This window comes from Streptomyces montanisoli (assembly GCF_017813245.1).
In the GTDB taxonomy this organism is placed as follows: Bacteria; Actinomycetota; Actinomycetes; order Streptomycetales; family Streptomycetaceae; genus Streptomyces; species Streptomyces montanisoli.
Genome location: NZ_JAGIQL010000066.1, coordinates 18,405 through 34,136, shown reverse-complemented (window position 1 = coordinate 34,136; position 15,732 = coordinate 18,405). Strand labels below are relative to the sequence as shown.

15 protein-coding genes are annotated in these 15,732 nt (G+C 74.0%); 9 read left to right on the top strand and 6 right to left on the bottom strand.

The genetic code is table 11. The annotated features are described in order from the left end of the window. Positions 1-10: 10 nt before the first annotated feature. Positions 11-1,519 (bottom strand): tRNA (N6-isopentenyl adenosine(37)-C2)-methylthiotransferase MiaB, encoded by a 1,509-nt coding sequence (gene miaB / locus JFN87_RS17415; RefSeq protein WP_209341009.1) that lies wholly within the window; start codon positions 1,517-1,519, stop codon positions 11-13. A gap of 200 nt (positions 1,520-1,719) precedes the next feature. On the opposite strand from miaB, the gene JFN87_RS17410 reads away from it, so the two are divergent. The 5 genes from JFN87_RS17410 (at position 1,720) to JFN87_RS17395 (ending at position 5,600) form a co-directional block, all read left to right on the top strand. After that, positions 1,720-2,502: an amino acid ABC transporter ATP-binding protein gene (locus JFN87_RS17410; protein WP_282961625.1), complete on the top strand. Its 783-nt coding sequence runs from the start codon at positions 1,720-1,722 to the stop codon at positions 2,500-2,502. A 273-nt stretch (positions 2,503-2,775) separates the two neighbouring features. Further along, positions 2,776-4,380: an FAD-dependent monooxygenase gene (locus JFN87_RS17405; RefSeq protein ID WP_209341008.1), complete on the top strand. Its 1,605-nt coding sequence runs from the start codon at positions 2,776-2,778 to the stop codon at positions 4,378-4,380. Positions 4,381-4,412: 32 nt separating this feature from the next. Next, positions 4,413-4,499 carry a putative leader peptide gene (locus JFN87_RS34550; protein WP_372449243.1) on the top strand — a complete coding sequence of 29 codons (87 nt, stop codon included), beginning with the start codon at positions 4,413-4,415 and terminating at the stop codon, positions 4,497-4,499. Positions 4,500-4,614: 115 nt separating this feature from the next. After that, the gene (locus JFN87_RS17400; protein WP_209341007.1) at positions 4,615-5,208 is read left to right on the top strand and encodes a cupin domain-containing protein; all 594 of its coding nucleotides are present in this window, start codon (positions 4,615-4,617) and stop codon (positions 5,206-5,208) included. Continuing rightward, on the top strand, positions 5,205-5,600 hold the full coding sequence (locus JFN87_RS17395; protein WP_209341006.1) for a rhodanese-like domain-containing protein: 396 nt from the start codon (positions 5,205-5,207) through the stop codon (positions 5,598-5,600). The genes JFN87_RS17400 and JFN87_RS17395 overlap by 4 nt, the downstream gene beginning before the upstream one ends. 61 nt (positions 5,601-5,661) lie before the next feature. On the opposite strand, the gene recX is transcribed toward JFN87_RS17395, so the two are convergent. After that, the gene (gene recX, locus JFN87_RS17390) at positions 5,662-6,282 is read right to left on the bottom strand and encodes a recombination regulator RecX (protein ID WP_209341005.1); all 621 of its coding nucleotides are present in this window, start codon (positions 6,280-6,282) and stop codon (positions 5,662-5,664) included. Positions 6,283-6,288: 6 nt separating this feature from the next. Further along, complete coding sequence (recA, locus tag JFN87_RS17385; RefSeq protein WP_209341004.1) at positions 6,289-7,434, bottom strand: recombinase RecA; 1,146 nt, start codon at positions 7,432-7,434, stop codon at positions 6,289-6,291. A 129-nt stretch (positions 7,435-7,563) separates the two neighbouring features. Here recA and JFN87_RS17380 point away from each other — a divergent pair, with 129 nt between their 5' ends. Beyond that, the gene (locus JFN87_RS17380) at positions 7,564-8,436 is read left to right on the top strand and encodes an oxidoreductase (protein ID WP_209341003.1); all 873 of its coding nucleotides are present in this window, start codon (positions 7,564-7,566) and stop codon (positions 8,434-8,436) included. Between the two features lie 82 nt (positions 8,437-8,518). After that, a complete protein-coding gene (locus JFN87_RS33710; RefSeq protein WP_245180109.1) occupies positions 8,519-8,836 on the top strand; it encodes a hypothetical protein in 318 nt (105 codons plus the stop codon). An 87-nt stretch (positions 8,837-8,923) separates the two neighbouring features. On the opposite strand, the gene JFN87_RS17370 is transcribed toward JFN87_RS33710, so the two are convergent. Then, positions 8,924-9,118: a DUF3046 domain-containing protein gene (locus tag JFN87_RS17370; protein WP_209341002.1), complete on the bottom strand. Its 195-nt coding sequence runs from the start codon at positions 9,116-9,118 to the stop codon at positions 8,924-8,926. A 73-nt stretch (positions 9,119-9,191) separates the two neighbouring features. On the opposite strand from JFN87_RS17370, the gene JFN87_RS17365 reads away from it, so the two are divergent. Both JFN87_RS17365 and JFN87_RS17360 read left to right on the top strand, forming a co-directional pair. Then, positions 9,192-13,820 carry an ATP-dependent helicase gene (locus JFN87_RS17365; protein WP_209341001.1) on the top strand — a complete coding sequence of 1,543 codons (4,629 nt, stop codon included), beginning with the start codon at positions 9,192-9,194 and terminating at the stop codon, positions 13,818-13,820. Between the two features lie 4 nt (positions 13,821-13,824). After that, positions 13,825-14,583 (top strand): Fpg/Nei family DNA glycosylase, encoded by a 759-nt coding sequence (locus JFN87_RS17360; RefSeq protein ID WP_209341000.1) that lies wholly within the window; start codon positions 13,825-13,827, stop codon positions 14,581-14,583. A gap of 156 nt (positions 14,584-14,739) precedes the next feature. Here the strand turns inward: JFN87_RS17360 and JFN87_RS17355 are convergent, their stop codons facing one another. Next, a complete protein-coding gene (locus JFN87_RS17355; protein ID WP_209340999.1) occupies positions 14,740-15,219 on the bottom strand; it encodes a Dps family protein in 480 nt (159 codons plus the stop codon). 102 nt (positions 15,220-15,321) lie between these two features. Beyond that, positions 15,322-15,705, bottom strand: a complete 384-nt coding sequence (locus JFN87_RS17350) for a helix-turn-helix domain-containing protein (protein ID WP_209340998.1) — start codon at positions 15,703-15,705, stop codon at positions 15,322-15,324. Positions 15,706-15,732 lie beyond the last annotated feature (27 nt).

The following is a 15,732-nucleotide window of genomic DNA, read 5'->3' as shown; positions in this document are numbered from 1 at the left end:
ATCGGCGCTGTCAGCCGGCCGCGCAGCCCTGCGTGGCGGGGAGCGGTGCGGGCACGCCGATGCCGGGCAGGCCCAGCATGACGCCCTGGGGCGCGGCCTGCTCCGCGGTGCGGCGCTCCCAGGCGTCGCCCGCCCTTGTGCGGCGCACGCGCGTGACGGGACCCTGCGCCAGCAGGTGGTGCGGGGCGGCGTAGCTGATGTCCACGGTGACCATGTCGCCAGGACGCACGTCCTCGTCCGGCCTGGTGAAGTGGACGAGGCGGTTGTCGGCGGCGCGGCCCGAGAGGCGGTGCGTCTCGCCGTCCTTGCGTCCCTCGCCCTCGGCGACCATGACCTCCAGGGTGCGACCGACCTGCTTCTTGTTCTCCTCCCAGGAGATCTCCTCCTGGAGTGCGACCAGGCGCTCGTAGCGCTCCTGAACCGTCGCCTTCGGAATCTGCCCCTCCATCTCCGCCGCCGGGGTGCCGGGCCGCTTGGAGTACTGGAAGGTGAACGCCTGCGCGAACCGCGCCTCGCGCACGACGTGCAGCGTCTGCTCGAAGTCCTCCTCGGTCTCGCCGGGGAAGCCGACGATGATGTCGGTGGAGATCGCGGCGTGCGGGATCGCGGCCCGCACCTTCTCAATGATGCCGAGGTAGCGGTCCTGCCGGTACGAGCGGCGCATGGCGCGCAGCACGGTGTCCGAGCCGGACTGGAGCGGCATGTGCAGCTGCGGCATCACGTTCGGTGTCCCGGCCATCGCCGTGATCACGTCGTCGGTGAAGTCGCGCGGGTGCGGCGAGGTGAAGCGGACCCGTTCGAGGCCCTCGATCGCACCGCACGCGCGCAGCAGTTTCGAGAACGCCTGCCGGTCGCCGATGTCGGACCCGTACGCGTTGACGTTCTGGCCGAGCAGGGTGATCTCGGAGACGCCCTCGCCGACCAGGGCCTCGATCTCGGCGAGGATGTCGCCCGGCCTGCGGTCCTTCTCCTTGCCGCGCAGCGCGGGCACGATGCAGAAGGTGCAGGTGTTGTTGCAGCCGACGGAGACGGACACCCACGCGGCGTACGCGGACTCGCGGCGGGTGGGCAGCGTGGAGGGGAAGGCCTCCAGCGACTCGGCGATCTCGACCTGCGCCTCCTCCTGGACGCGCGCGCGTTCCAGCAGGACGGGCAGCTTGCCGATGTTGTGCGTGCCGAAGACGACGTCGACCCAGGGCGCCTTCTTCAGGATCGTGTCGCGGTCCTTCTGCGCGAGGCAGCCGCCGACGGCGATCTGCATGCCCGGCCTGCGGGTCTTCGCGGGCGCGAGGCGGCCGAGGTTGCCGTAGAGCTTGTTGTCGGCGTTCTCCCGGACGGCGCACGTGTTGAACACGACGACGTCCGCCTCCTCCTCGCCCTCGGGAGCGCGCACGTAGCCCGCTCCCTCGAGCAGCCCCGAGAGCCGTTCCGAGTCGTGGACGTTCATCTGACACCCGTAGGTGCGAATCGCATAGCTTCGGTTGACGCCCACGGTCTGGCTCGGGTCACTGCTGCTCATGCGCACAAGGGTAGGCGCTGGGCGCGGGGCGCCGGTCCGCGCCCGCTCGGGCCCGGCGCCGACAGCGACCCCCTCCCCCGTCCGAGTGAATTCGGGTGCGTCGTGGTGGACGGCGCCGCACCACCCGCGGCCGGTGCCGGAGGACGCTTCCCCGGTACTGTCCACACTGTCCACGGGGCCGGGAGGACGGAGCACCACCCATGACCGGAGTGCCGGCGGCCGCGCGGCCGCAGCGGGCGGTGCGCGAGCACGGCCTGGTGGTGCTGGACCACGTGGACAAGCACTACGGTCCGCTGCACGTGCTGAAGGACATCGACCTGACCGTCGCGCGCGGTGAGGTGGTCGCGGTGATCGGGCCGTCGGGTGCCGGCAAGTCCACTCTGTGCCGGACGATCAACCGCCTGGAGGCGATCGACTCGGGGTCGATCAGCGTCGACGGCCACCCCCTGCCCGAGGGAGGCAGAGAGCTCGCGAGGCTCAGGGCCGACGTGGGCATGGTCTTCCAGTCGTTCAACCTCTTCACGCACAAGACCGTGCTGGAGAACGTGACGTTCGGCCAGATCAAGGTGCGCGGGGCCGGCGCCGTGGCGGCGCAGGAGAAGGCGCGGCTGCTGCTCGACCGGGTGGGCGTCGGCGTGCCGTACGACACGTACCCGGCCCGGCTCTCCGGCGGCCAGCAGCAGCGCGTCGCCATCGCACGCGCCCTCGCGATGGATCCCAAGGTCATGCTCTTCGACGAGCCGACGTCCGCGCTCGACCCCGAGATGACGGGCGAGGTGCTCGACGTCATGCGGCAGCTGGCGCGGGACGGCATGACGATGATCGTCGTCACCCACGAGATGGGTTTCGCGCGGTACGCGGCCGACCGGGTCGTCTTCATGGCGGACGGCCGGATCGTCGAGGAGGCCGCGCCTGACGCCTTCTTCGCCGCGCCGCGCAGCGACCGCGCGAGGGACTTCCTCTCCAGGGTCCTGCGCCACTGACCGCTCCAGGGTCCTGCGCCACTGACCGCTCCAGGGTCCTGCGCCGCTGACCGCACCGGACGCGCCACGCCACGGCCGCCCGTCCCGACCAGCGGCGGGACGGGTGAGACGCGGGTGACGGAGTGTCACCCAAGGGTCTGGCCGACGCCGTACGCGCCGCCGAGGCCGTCGCTTGACGCGGGAACCCCGAGTCGGTTGCATGCGTTCTGTGATCACGCACCGGGCGGCTGCCGCCATCGACCGCACGACCGCACAGGCCCGAGGGGCGGCCCCGTGGACCCGGTGATCGTCGTCGGCGCCGGCCCGGTGGGGCTCACGCTCGCCCTGGCCCTGGCGGCCCAGGAGGTGCCCTCCGTCGTCCTCGACGAGAGCGGGGGCGAGGACGAGCGGCGTGCGGCGCGCACGGTCGTGCTCAGGCCCGACACCGCGGCGCTGGCCGCCCGGCTCGGCTGCACCACGCTCGGTGACGAGGGGGCCAGGTGGGACGGCTGGCGGCTGATGCGGCGCAAGCAGCCGGTGCGCCGGCTGCCGCTCTCCGTCGAGGGGTTCCCCTCACCCCTGCACATCGCGCAGCACGCGCTCAGCCGCGGGCTTCGCGAGGCCATCGGGAAGACGTCCCTCGTGAAGGTCGTCACGAACAGCCGTCTCGACTCGCTCGAACAGGACCGCGGCGGCGTCACCGCCCACATCAAGGGACCGGGCACGGCCTACTGGCGCGGCAGCCACCTGGTGGGGTGCGACGGCGCGAGGTCCACGGTGCGCAAGCTGCTCGGCGTGCGGTTCCCGGGCCGTACGGCGGTGGAGCGGTACGCGGTGGCCGCGCTGCGCGCCGAGTTGCCGTGGCCGCGCGAGGCGGTGCTGCACCGGCAGCCGCCGTGGCGCACCGGCGGCGACGAGGTCGCGGCACGGCCGTTGCCCGGCGGGGTGTGGCGGCTCGACTGGCTGCTGCCGGCCCGCGGCGACCTGGTCACGCCGGACGCGCTGGTGACGCGCGTGCGTGAGGCGCTGGCGGGCTGGTGCGGACAGACGCCGCCCTACGAACTGCTCGACACGGGCGTCCACACCCTGCACCACCGGCTCGCCCAGCGGTGGCGCGTCGATCGCGCGTTCCTCGCGGGAGACGCGGCGCACCTGCTGGGCGCGGCGGGGACGCAGGGCCTCGACGAGGGCATCAGGGACGTCGACAACCTCGCGTGGAAGCTGGCGCTCGCCTGGCACCACGGCGCGACGGAGACCCTGCTCGCGAGCTATCAGGCGGAGCGGCGCACAGCGGTCGCCGCACGGCTGCGTGCCGCGGACCAGTCCCTGCCGATACTGCGCGGCGGCGGTGGTCTGCGCGGCCTGCTGCCCGGATCCGCCGGCGGGCGCGACACGCTGCTCGCGGACGGGCACCTGGGCCAGGGGCCGCTGGGCGCGCCCCCCACGTACCCGAACTCGCCGCTCGCCGCGGAGCACGGGCAGGGCGCGGCCGCGGTCGGCACGGCGGTGGGCGCCCCGGTCGCGGACGTCCGGGTGACCACGCCCGACGGCACCGCGGGACGGCTGCGCGACCGGCTGGGCCGTGGCAGGCTGCTGGTCGTGCTGGTGGCGCCCGGCACGGCGGTGTGGGACAGGCGGCACTGGCTGAAGGCCGGTGTGATGCCGCGCCTCGCCGCCGCCGTCGAGGAGCTGCCGGCGGACGCCGAGCTGCTGGTGACGGAGGGTTACCCGGGGGCGTCCGCGCACAACGTGTTGCTCGTACGCCCCGACGGCCACCTCGTCGCGGCGTTCGGCGGCGTGCACCCGCAGGAGCTGCGCGCGGCGGCGGACGCGGCGCGGGGCGGTGCTCCCTCGGGCGCCGCCGCGAGCGCCGGGGACCGCACCGCGAACGTCAATTGACCCGGGTCCGCCTGCGTGGTGTACTCCGGAACATGACCGGCACCCGCGTGCACCTGTGGCGGAGGGTCCACATGGACCTCGTCCGCTATGCGGGCTGCGTGTGTCGCCCGTCCCGCTGATTCGCCTCTCATCTCCTTCGCGCACCTCAGCCGCGCCGCGCCCTGCCCTGTTCCCGGCCGGGTGCCTTGCCGCGGCCGCCGCGCGTACCCGCGAACCACGTCAGGACGGCGCTCCATGTCTGTTTCCGCTTCCGCTCCATCCCTCCCGGGTTCATCCCTCCCGGCTCTCTCGCACGATTCCGCTTCCGCCGGGTCCTCGCGGTCCGCGCGGCCGGACGGGCCCTCTGCTGCTGAGCTGCTGGCCTTCGCCCGGGCCGCGGTAGGCGACGCGGAGCTCGTCGCGTCCCTGCCCCTCGACCCGGAGGACCGCACATGGCTGCGCCTCGAGGGTCCCGGCGGCAGCGAGGCGTGGCTGATCGGGTGGCCGCCGGGCACCGGCACCGGGTGGCACGACCACGGAGGGTCGTACGGCGCGTTCGCCACCGCGGCGGGCGCGCTGACGGAGGATTCGCTCGCGGCCCGGCTGCCCACCGAGGGGTGGAGGACGCTGGAACTCGCCGAGGGGGTGGACCGGCAGCGCGTCCTCGGGACGGGCGACGCGCGGGCGTTCGGCGAACACCATGTGCACGAGGTGCGCAACGTCTCGGATGAGCGCCATTCCGTCTCGGTCCACGCGTATTATCCGCCGTTGCCGCTGATGCGCCGTTACAGCAGGACGGGACCGGTGCTGCGGCTCGAAGAGGTCGAACTTCCCCAGGAGTGGCGATGAGTGAGTCCGTCGGCCCGGCCCGCGTCGAGGACGTGCTGACGCGGGCCCGCACCGGCCTTGACCGGCTCGGTCCGCGCGCCGCGCAGCGGGCCGCGGAGGACGGCGCGCTGCTCGTGGACATCCGCTACCAGCTCCAGCGCGAGCGGGACGGCGTCATCCCCGGGGCGGTACTGATCGAGCGCAACGAGCTGGAGTGGCGCCTGGACCCGCAGGGCAGCCACAGGATCCCGGAGGCGACGGACCACGGCCGCCGGGTCGTGGTGATCTGCAACGAGGGCTACGCGTCGTCGCTGGCAGCCGCGTCCCTGCGGCAGCTCGGCCTGCACCGGGCGACGGACCTGGAGGGCGGCTTCCAGGCCTGGCGCGCGGAGGGGCTCCCGGTCGGACGGTGACCGGGGGCGGACGGTGACCGGGGGCGGTCATGCCCGGGCCGGTGGCTCCCGCCCCGACGGGTCAGTCAGGGAAGACCTCGTCCAGGCCCTCGGTCTCCTCGCCCTCCTCCTCCAGGGCCTGCCGCACCACTCGCAGTGCCAGGCCCTGGCCGTACCCCTTGCGCGCCAGCACGCCGACGAGCCGGCGCAGCCTGCGGTCACGGTCCAGGCCGCGTGTCGTACGCAGCTTGGCCGCGACCAGCTCGCGGGCCGTGGCCTCCTCGCGCTCCGCGTCCAGCTGCCCGACCGCCTCGTCGATCACCGCGGACTCGACCCCCTTCGTCCGCAGCTCCCTGGCGAGCGCGCGGCGGGCGAGGCCGCGGCCGTGATGGCGCGACTCCACCCATGCGTCCGCGAACGCGGCATCGTTGATCAGCCCCACGTCCTCGAAGCGGGAGAGCACCTCTTCCGCCACGTCGTCCGGGATCTCCCGCTTGCGCAGTGCGTCCGCCAGCTGCTTGCGCGTCTGCGGCATGCCGGTGAGCCGGCGCAGGCAGATGGCACGCGCACGCTCGGCCGGGTCCTGGGGCGGCAGCTCCCGCCCGGCCCTCGACGGGTCGGAGCTGCCGCCCGGCCTTGCTGTCCGTCCCCGCTTCCCGGCCCTTCGCCCGGCTCCGGTACGGGAAGGCTCCTCCTCGGGCACGGACGGCTAGTTCTTGCCCGCAGCGGCCTTGGCCGCCTTGGCCTTGCCCGTGGACGCGGTCGCCGGGACCGCCGCGGCGGGCGCGGGCACCGTCTTGCCGCCCTCGGCCGCCGGGGCCGTGCCGTCAGCCGTCGTCTCGCCCGCCGGCTCCTCGGGCCTGACGCCGACGCCCAGCTTCTCGAGGATCTTCTTCTCGATCTCGTTCGCCAGGTCGGGGTTGTCCTTCAGGAAGTTGCGCGCGTTCTCCTTGCCCTGGCCGAGCTGGTCGCCCTCGTACGTGTACCAGGCGCCGGCCTTGCGCACGAAGCCGTGCTCCACGCCCATGTCGATCAGGCCGCCCTCGCGGCTGATGCCCTGGCCGTAGAGGATGTCGAACTCGGCCTGCTTGAACGGGGGCGCGACCTTGTTCTTGACGACCTTGACGCGCGTGCGGTTGCCGACGGCCTCCGTGCCGTCCTTCAGCGTCTCGATGCGGCGGATGTCGAGACGCACCGACGCGTAGAACTTGAGCGCGCGGCCACCCGTCGTGGTCTCCGGGGAGCCGAACATCACGCCGATCTTCTCGCGGAGCTGGTTGATGAAGATGGCCGTCGTCTTCGACTGGTTGAGCGCGCTGGTGATCTTCCGCAGCGCCTGGCTCATCAGACGGGCCTGGAGGCCCACGTGCGAGTCGCCCATCTCACCCTCGATCTCCGCGCGCGGCACGAGCGCGGCGACGGAGTCGATGACGATCAGGTCGAGCGCGCCGGAGCGGACCAGCATGTCCACGATTTCCAGCGCCTGCTCGCCGTTGTCCGGCTGCGAGAGGATCAGGTTGTCGATGTCGACGCCGAGCTTCTTCGCGTACTCGGGATCGAGCGCGTGCTCCGCGTCCACGAAGGCCACCGCTCCGCCCGCACGCTGCGCGTTCGCCACCGCGTGCAGCGTGAGGGTCGTCTTGCCCGAGGACTCGGGGCCGTACACCTCCACCACGCGCCCGCGGGGCAGCCCGCCGACGCCGAGGGCGACATCGAGCGCGGTCGATCCCGTGGGGATGACCTCGACCGGCTCGTTCGGCCGCTCGCCCAGGCGCATCACAGCACCCTTGCCGAACTGCCGCTCAATCTGCGCGAGCGCGGCGTCCAGCGCCTTCTCGCGGTCCGTACCTGCCATGGGTTCCACCCGATTTGCTTGAGTCGATCGCTTCACGTCAATGACGCTATCGCCTGCCACTGACAATGGGCCCGCCACGCCTCCCGCCCTCGTTCCCCCGACCCTCATGAGAATGGATGTTCGATTTTGATGTCAAGCGCACCACGCGGCACGGACACCACCTTCGCCCTCGGCGGCACCCTCACCGTTCCGCGCCTCGGATTCGGCGCGATGCAGCTCCCGGGACCCGTGGGCGGACCCGCGCGCTCCCCCGTGGAATCAGCGGTCGTCGCCCGGCGCGCGGTGGAGCTCGGCGCCCTCCACATCGACACCGCCGCCTTCTACTTCTCGGCCGGCGGCGTCCGCGCCAACGACATCCTGCGCCGCGCCCTCCACCCGTACCCGGAGGGCCTCTCCATCGCCACCAAGGTGGGCCCCATCCGCAACGAGGACGGCGAGATGGTCGGCGAGGCGGACCCCGGCCAGTTGCGGGCCGCGGTGCGACAGAACCTCAAGGACCTGGACCTGGACGCCCTCGACCTGGTCTACCTGCGGGTGGGCAGGCTCAGCGGCTCCAACGGCGCCCCGCTCGGCGATCGTTTCGCCGCGCTCGCGCGGTTGCGCGACGAGGGCCTGATCCGGCACCTGGGCGTGAGCAACGTGACGGGCGCGCAGCTCGCCGAGGCCCGGGCCATCGCGCCTGTGGCCGCCGTGCAGAACCGCTACGGCGTGCTCGACCAGGACGACGACGCGCTGGTCGACACGTGCGCGGCCGCCGGCATCGCCTTCGTGCCGTTCTTCGCGCTCGGCGGCTCGGGCGGCTCCCTCTCCGACGCGGCCCTGCGCAAGGTCGCGGAGCGGCACGGCGCCACGGCGCACCAGGTCGCGATCGCCTGGGGCCTGGCGCGCTCGCCCGCCGTCGTGCAGATCCCGGGCACCGCCTCGCTCGCGCACCTGGAGGAGAACATGGCCTCGGCGCGGATCTCGCTGACCGAGGAGGACATGGCGCTGCTCGCGGCCTGACCCGCGTGGATGCGGCGCCCGACCCGCCGGGGCAGACTGCGAGAGCGGGCGACTCGGCGGGTAACGCCCGGAGGAGGCAGCCATGGCCAGGCATGGAGCTCTCATACCGGCCCGCATACCGGCCGTCGTATCGGCGCTCGTACTGGGCGGCGCCTGGTGGTGGGCCGTGGCCCGGCTGGTGGTCGCGCCCGAGCACGCGGGAACGGTGGTGAAGGCGGTCGCCGTGGGCGGCTGGGGGCTGAGCCTGCTGCCGATCCATGTGGCGTCCAGGGCGGCGCTCGCGGCCGAGGCGGCGGAGCGGGCGCGCCGCAGGCGGCAGAAGCGGGAGGGGGAGCAGGAGGGGCAGCAGGACGGCGGCGAGGAGCCGTACGACGGGCGCGGCGAGGCCGGTTCCCTCTGACAGGCACGCCCCGTCCGTGGCCTCACCCGAACGGCCCACGGCGCCACGACGGCGGCGCGGCCGCCCGCTGAGGACCCAGGGGATCGCTCAGCGCCGCTCGGCCGGCACCCCCATGACCTCGCAGACCACGCGCCAGACGTCCTTCGCGTCCCAGCCGTCGGCCAGGGCCTCGTGCACGGTGCGGCCGCCGAGCTCGGCCATCACGTGGTCGCGTGCGAAGGAGTCGGCGTACGCGGGGCCGAAGTGCTCGGCCATGCGCTCCCAGAAAATCGTCAACCGCATGCGCCCAGTATCGCGTCCCGCGGCCGGCCCGCGGGCCGCCTCGTTGTCAGTGGCGGGGTGCACGATGGGGGGCATGGCAGGCAGCGTGCTCGACTCCTTCTCCCCCGCGACCCGCGGCTGGTTCTCGGGGGCCTTCTCCGCGCCCACCGCGGCGCAGGAGGGGGCGTGGCGCGCCATCGGCGAGGGCTCGGACGTGCTGGTCGTGGCGCCCACGGGCTCGGGCAAGACGCTCGCCGCGTTCCTCGCCGCGCTGGACGGGCTGGCCTCCGTGCCGCCGCCGGCCGAGGCGAAGAAGCGGTGCCGGGTGCTGTACGTGTCGCCGCTCAAGGCGCTCGCGGTCGACGTGGAGCGCAATCTGCGCAGCCCGCTCACGGGCATCAGGCAGGAGTCGGCCCGGCTCGGGCTCCCCGAGCCGGACGTCCGTGTGGGCATCCGCTCGGGCGACACACCCGCGGCGGAGCGCCGCGCCTTCGCCACGCGGCCGCCGGACATCCTGATCACGACGCCCGAGTCGCTCTTCCTGATGCTGACGTCGTCCGCGCGCGACGCGCTGGCGGGCGTCGAGACCGTGATCCTCGACGAGGTGCACGCGGTGGCGGGCACGAAGCGCGGCGCGCACCTCGCGCTGTCGCTCGAGCGGCTGGACGAGCTGCTGCCGCGCCCCGCGCGCAGGATCGGCCTGTCGGCGACGGTCAGGCCCGTCGAGGAGGTCGCGCGCTTCCTCTCGCCGCAGCGCCGGGTGGAGATCGTGCAGCCGCCGTCGGGCAAGGAGTTCGACCTGTCGGTGGTCGTGCCCGTGGAGGACCTCGGCGAGCTCGGCGGCTCGCCCGCCGCGGACGGCGGCGCGGGGGCCGGCGGGGAGAAGCCGTCGATCTGGCCGCATGTGGAGGAGCGGATCGCCGACCTCGTGCAGGCCCACAGGTCGACGATCGTCTTCGCCAACTCGCGGCGGCTCGCCGAGCGCCTCTGCAACCGGCTGAACGAGATCGCCTACGAGCGCGCCACGGGCGAGGCGCTGCCCGCCGACCACTCCCCCGCCGAGGTCATGGCGCAGGCCGGTGCCGCGCAGGGCGCCCCCGCGCTGCTGGCACGCGCGCACCACGGCTCGGTGTCCAAGGAGCAGCGCGCGCAGGTCGAGGAGGATTTGAAGGCCGGCAGGCTGCCGGCGGTGGTGGCGACGTCCAGCCTGGAGCTCGGCATCGACATGGGCTCGGTCGACCTCGTCGTCCAGGTCGAGTCCCCGCCGTCGGTCGCGTCCGGCCTGCAGCGCGTGGGGCGGGCAGGACACCAGGTGGGAGCGGTGTCCACCGGTGTGGTCTTCCCCAAGTACCGCGGCGACCTCGTGCAGGCGGCGGTCGTGACGGAGCGGATGCGGGAGGGCGCCATCGAGGCGCTGCGCGTCCCGGCGAACCCGCTGGACGTGCTCGCGCAGCAGCTCGTCGCGATGGTCGCGCTCGACACGCGGCAGGTGGACGACCTGCTGGCGACGGTGCGCAGGGCGGCGCCTTTCGCGTCCCTGCCCGAGTCGGCGTTCACGGGCGTGCTCGACATGCTCGCGGGCCGTTATCCGTCGGACGCGTTCGCCGAGCTGCGCCCCCGGGTGGTGTGGGACCGCGTGGCGGGCACGGTGACGGGCAGGCCGGGCGCGCAGCGCCTCGCGGTCACCTCGGGCGGCACGATCCCCGACCGCGGCCTGTTCGGCGTGTTCCTGGCGGGCGCCGACCCGAAGAAGGGCGGCGGCCGGGTCGGCGAGCTGGACGAGGAGATGGTCTACGAGTCGCGTGTCGGGGACGTCTTCACGCTGGGCACGACCTCGTGGCGCATCGAGGACATCACCCGCGACCGCGTCCTGGTCACCCCCGCGCCCGGCACGCCGGGGCGGCTGCCGTTCTGGAAGGGCGACCAGCTGGGCAGGCCGCTCGAGCTCGGGCGGGCCGTGGGGGCCTTCCTGCGCGAGGTCGGCGCGCTGTCCGGGGAGGACGCGCGCCTTCGGCTGATGACGGCCGGCCTCGACACGTGGGCCGCGGGGAACGTCCTGTCGTACCTGGACGAGCAGCGCAAGGCGTGCGGGCACGTCCCCGACGACCGGACGATCGTCGTGGAGCGGTTCAGGGACGAGCTGGGCGACTGGCGCGTCGTGGTGCACTCGCCGTTCGGCGCGCAGGTGCACGCGCCGTGGGCCCTCGCCCTGGCGTCCCGCCTCGCCGAGCGCTACGGCATGGACGCGCAGGTGATGCACGCGGACGACGGCATCGTGCTGCGGCTGCCCGACGCCGACCTCATGGGGTTCGACCTGCTCGACGCCGAGCCCGCCGCGTCCGAGGCCTCGTACGACAGCGAGCAGCCCCCGGTGGGCGCGGGCGATGTCACGTTCGACGCGGGCGACGTGCGCGGCGTCGTCACGGAGCAGGTGGGCGGTTCCGCGCTGTTCGCGTCCCGGTTCCGCGAGTGCGCGGCGCGCGCGCTGCTGCTGCCGCGCCGCAGCCCCGGAAAGCGCACGCCGCTGTGGCAGCAGCGCCAGCGCGCCTCCCAGCTGCTCCAGGTGGCGAGCGAGTTCGGGTCCTTCCCCATCGTCCTCGAGGCGGTGCGTGAGTGCCTGCAGGACGTGTTCGACGTGCCGGGCCTCACGGAGCTGATGGGCGACATCGAGGCGCGCCGGGTGCGGCTCGTCGAGGTCACCACCGCCGAGCCGTCCCCGTTCGCCCGCTCGCTGCTGTTCGGCTACGTCGCGCAGTTCCTGTACGAGGGCGACTCACCGCTCGCCGAGCGCCGGGCCGCGGCGCTGTCGCTCGACTCGCGGCTGCTCGCGGAGCTGCTGGGCCAGGCGGAGCTGCGGGAGCTCCTCGACCCCGAGGTGCTGGCCGAGCTGGAGCGCGAGCTCCAGTGGCTGACGGAGGACCGGCGGGTCAAGGACGCCGAGGGGGTGGCGGACCTGCTGCGCGTGCTCGGCCCGCTCACCGCGGCGGAGCTGGCGGAGCGCGGCGCCGAGGCGGGCTGGGCCGGGGAGCTTGCGGCGCACCGCCGCGCCATCGAGGTACGGATCGGCGGCGCGGAGCACTGGGCCGCGGTCGAGGACGCGGGCCGGCTGAGGGACGCGCTGGGCACGGCGCTGCCCGTCGGCGTGCCCGAGGCGTTCATGGAGCCGGTGAAGGACCCGCTGGGCGATCTGCTCGCGCGCTACGCCCGCACCCACGGCCCGTTCACGTCCGCGCAGGCGGCCGCGCGGTTCGGCCTCGGCACGGCCGTCACGGACGGCGCGCTGCACCGGCTCGCGGCGGCGGGCCGGGTCGTGCAGGGCGAGTTCCATCCCGAGGGCATCGGCCAGGAGTGGTGCGACGCGACGGTGCTGCGCAGGCTGCGCCGCCGCTCGCTGGCCGCACTGCGCGAGGAGCTCGAACCGGTCGCGCCGGCAGCGCTCGCGTCCTTCCTTCCGCAGTGGCAGCACCTGGGGGCGCACCGCCTGCACGGCATCGACGGCCTGGCTCGCGCCGTCGAGCAGCTGCAGGGCGCCGCCGTGCCGGCCTCCGCGCTCGAGCGGCTGGTCCTGCCCTCGCGGGTGTCCGGCTACGCACCGGCGCTGCTGGACGAGCTGACCACCACGGGAGAGGTGCTGTGGGCGGGCGCGGGCGCCCTGCCGGGCAAGGACGGCTGGGTGTCGCTGTTCCTCGCCGACACGGCGCCGCTGCTGCTGCCCGCGCCGCACCCGCTGGAGCTCACCGCGGTGCACGAGTCGGTGCTGACCGCCCTGAGCGGGGGCTACGGCCTGTTCTTCCGGCAGATAGCGGAGCAGGTGCGCGCGACGACGCACCCCGACGCGACGGACCCGCAGCTCGCGGACGCCGTCTGGGACCTCGCCTGGTCGGGGCGGCTGACCAACGACACGCTGGCGCCGCTGCGCTCCTTCCTCGGCTCGGGTCGTACGGCCGGGGCGACGGCGCACCGTGCCCGCAGGTCCGTGCCCCGGGGCCGGTACGGGGCGCTGACGGCCGCCGCGAGGACCGCTTCGCGTGCAGGCCCGCCGACGGTCAGCGGCCGCTGGTCGCTGCTGCCGGGCCGGGAGCCGGACGCGACGCACCGTGCGCACGCGCGGGCACGCGCCCTGCTGGACCGGCACGGCGTGGTGACGCGCGGCGCGGTCGCGGCCGAGGGCGTCGAGGGCGGGTTCTCCGCCGTGTACCGGGTGCTGTCGGCGTTCGAGGACAGCGGCCAGGCGCGTCGCGGCTACGTGGTCGAGGGCCTTGGCGCGGCGCAGTTCGCCATGGACGGCGCCGTGGACCGGGTGCGTGCCGCGGCCACGGCGCGTGAGCGGGCGGCCTCGCATCCTCAGCCGCAGGCGGTCGTCCTCGCCGCGGCCGACCCCGCCAACGCGTACGGCGCCGCCCTGCCGTGGCCGGAGCCCCCGCAGGAGGCGAGCCACAAGCCGGGCAGGAAGGCGGGCTCCCTCGTCGTGCTGGTCGACGGGGAGCTGACGCTGTACGTGGAGCGGGGCGGCAAGACCCTGCTGTCGTGGGCCGCCGACCCGGAAGGACCCGAGTTCGGCGCGGCGGCCGGCGCCCTCGCGGCGGCGGCCGCGGCCGGAGCGCTCGGCACGATCACCGTGGAGCGGGCCAACGGCGCCGCCGCGCTCACGTCACCGCTGGGAGCGGCGCTCGAGGCCGCCGGGTTCCACGCGACGCCGCGCGGGCTGCGGCTGAGGGCGTGAAGCGGTGCCCGAGGGAGACACCGTGTGGCGTGCGGCCCGGATGCTGCACGCGGCGCTGGCGGGCGAGGCCCTGGTGCGCTGGGATCTGCGGGTGCCCAGGTTCGCCACGTCCGACCTGGTGGGCCGCACGGTGCTCGACGTCACCCCGCGCGGCAAGCACCTGCTGGCGCGCGTCGAGGGCGGCCTGACGCTCCACACGCACCTGGGCATGGACGGCGCGTGGCGGGTGTACGAGGGCGACCGGCGATGGGGTGGCGGACCCTCCCACGAGATCCGTGCGGTCGTCGGCACCGCCGACCGCACGGCGGTCGGCTACCGCCTCAAGGTGGTGGAACTGCTGCGTACAGCCGAGGAGGACCGCGCCGTGGGCCATCTGGGGCCCGATCTGCTCGGGCCCGGCTGGGACGGCGCCGTGGCGCTGGGGAATCTGCTCGGGGACCCGGCACGCCCGGTGGGCGAGGCCCTGCTCGACCAGCGCAATCTGGCGGGCGTCGGCAACATCTTCAAGTCGGAGACGTGCTTCGTGGCCCGCGCGTACCCGTGGAGCCCGATCGGGGAGATCCCCGAGCCCCGGCGGCTGGTCGTCGCGGCGAAGCGGCTGCTGGAGATCAACAAGAAGCTCCCGAGCGGCAGCCGCCGGCTGCACGTGTACGGCCGCAGGAACCTCCCGTGCCCGCGGTGCGGTACCCCGGTTCGCAAGGCCGTACAGGCGGACCGCCCCACGTACTGGTGCCCCCGCTGCCAGCCGGGTGCCGCCGGCTGACGGACGGCACACCGGCTGAGACGGGCACGCGGCGGGGCCGGGCCCACGGTGTGTGGGCCCGGCCCCGATGCCCACCCGTCGCCCGACCACCACCCCTCAACGACGGCTCTTCGAGCCGCTGCGCTCTCAGCGCCGTCAGCGCCGGCGGCGTGCCCGTCAGCCGCCCGACGCGCTCTCCGCCTGGAACATCCAGGCGTGCTTCTCCAGGTCGCCCGTGACCGCGATCAGCAGGTCCTGCGTGATCGGGTCGGGCTCGTCCGTCGCCTCCACGCGCTCACGCATCCGGGTGATGACCGCCTGGAGCGCGTCCACCATGGTCTGCACGGCGTCGGTGTCCTTGATCCAGCCGCTCTTGACCTCGCTGATGGCGCTCTGCGCCGCGACGGTCGCCGCGCGGCCGTCCGGCGTCACGCCGATCGCGGACGCGCGTTCCGCGACCGTGTCCTGGTGGGCGCGGGCCGACGTGACGACCTCGTCGAGTTGCAGGTGGATGGAGCGGAAGCGCGGGCCCACCACGTTCCAGTGGACCTGCTTCGCCGTGAGACCGAGGTCGACGAGGTCGGCGAGCGCACCTTGCAGGGCCTCACCCACCACCTTGAGATCCGCCTCGGAAAGGGAACTCTTCACGACCGACATGTGACCTCCAGTTCCGAACGGGCGGCCGGGGACGACGAAGCCCCCGGCCTGTACTCGAATCGGGTACCTGCCGGGGGCTCGCCTCAAACCCGTGGGTCGTGATCAGGCGGCGACGACGTCGACCGCCTCCGTGGGCGCCTTGATCGTGACACGTTCCGTCGGCACCTTCGGCACCGATGTCACGGCGAGGGAACCCAGCATCGGACGTACTGGCGCGGGTACCGGCTCGTCGGCGGTCGCCGACGCGGCCAGCTCGGCCAGCGACAGTTCGTCGCTCACTTCCCGCATGAGTTCGGACATCCGTACGTCAAGCGCGTCGCAGATGGCGGAGAGCAGCTCGGAAGAAGCCTCCTTCTGCCCCCGCTCCACCTCGGAGAGATAGCCGAGCGAGACTCGGGCGGACGAGGAGACTTCGCGCAGAGTACGGCCCTGGCGTTGGCGCTGCCGACGCAGCACGTCACCAAGCAGGCGACGGAGCAGAATCATCGGTGGCTCCCTCCTCGGACCGCGTAG

Coding starts and splice junctions, on each gene's coding strand:
- miaB (WP_209341009.1), bottom strand. CDS start 1,519: ATGAGCAGCAGTGACCCGAGCCAGACCGTGGGCGTCAACCGAAGCTAT.
- JFN87_RS17410 (WP_282961625.1), top strand. CDS start 1,720: ATGACCGGAGTGCCGGCGGCCGCGCGGCCGCAGCGGGCGGTGCGCGAG.
- JFN87_RS34550 (WP_372449243.1), top strand. CDS start 4,413: ATGACCGGCACCCGCGTGCACCTGTGGCGGAGGGTCCACATGGACCTC.
- JFN87_RS17400 (WP_209341007.1), top strand. CDS start 4,615: ATGTCTGTTTCCGCTTCCGCTCCATCCCTCCCGGGTTCATCCCTCCCG.
- JFN87_RS17395 (WP_209341006.1), top strand. CDS start 5,205: ATGAGTGAGTCCGTCGGCCCGGCCCGCGTCGAGGACGTGCTGACGCGG.
- recA (WP_209341004.1), bottom strand. CDS start 7,434: ATGGCAGGTACGGACCGCGAGAAGGCGCTGGACGCCGCGCTCGCGCAG.
- JFN87_RS17380 (WP_209341003.1), top strand. CDS start 7,564: ATGTCAAGCGCACCACGCGGCACGGACACCACCTTCGCCCTCGGCGGC.
- JFN87_RS33710 (WP_245180109.1), top strand. CDS start 8,519: ATGGCCAGGCATGGAGCTCTCATACCGGCCCGCATACCGGCCGTCGTA.
- JFN87_RS17370 (WP_209341002.1), bottom strand. CDS start 9,118: ATGCGGTTGACGATTTTCTGGGAGCGCATGGCCGAGCACTTCGGCCCC.
- JFN87_RS17365 (WP_209341001.1), top strand. CDS start 9,192: ATGGCAGGCAGCGTGCTCGACTCCTTCTCCCCCGCGACCCGCGGCTGG.
- JFN87_RS17355 (WP_209340999.1), bottom strand. CDS start 15,219: ATGTCGGTCGTGAAGAGTTCCCTTTCCGAGGCGGATCTCAAGGTGGTG.
- JFN87_RS17350 (WP_209340998.1), bottom strand. CDS start 15,705: ATGATTCTGCTCCGTCGCCTGCTTGGTGACGTGCTGCGTCGGCAGCGC.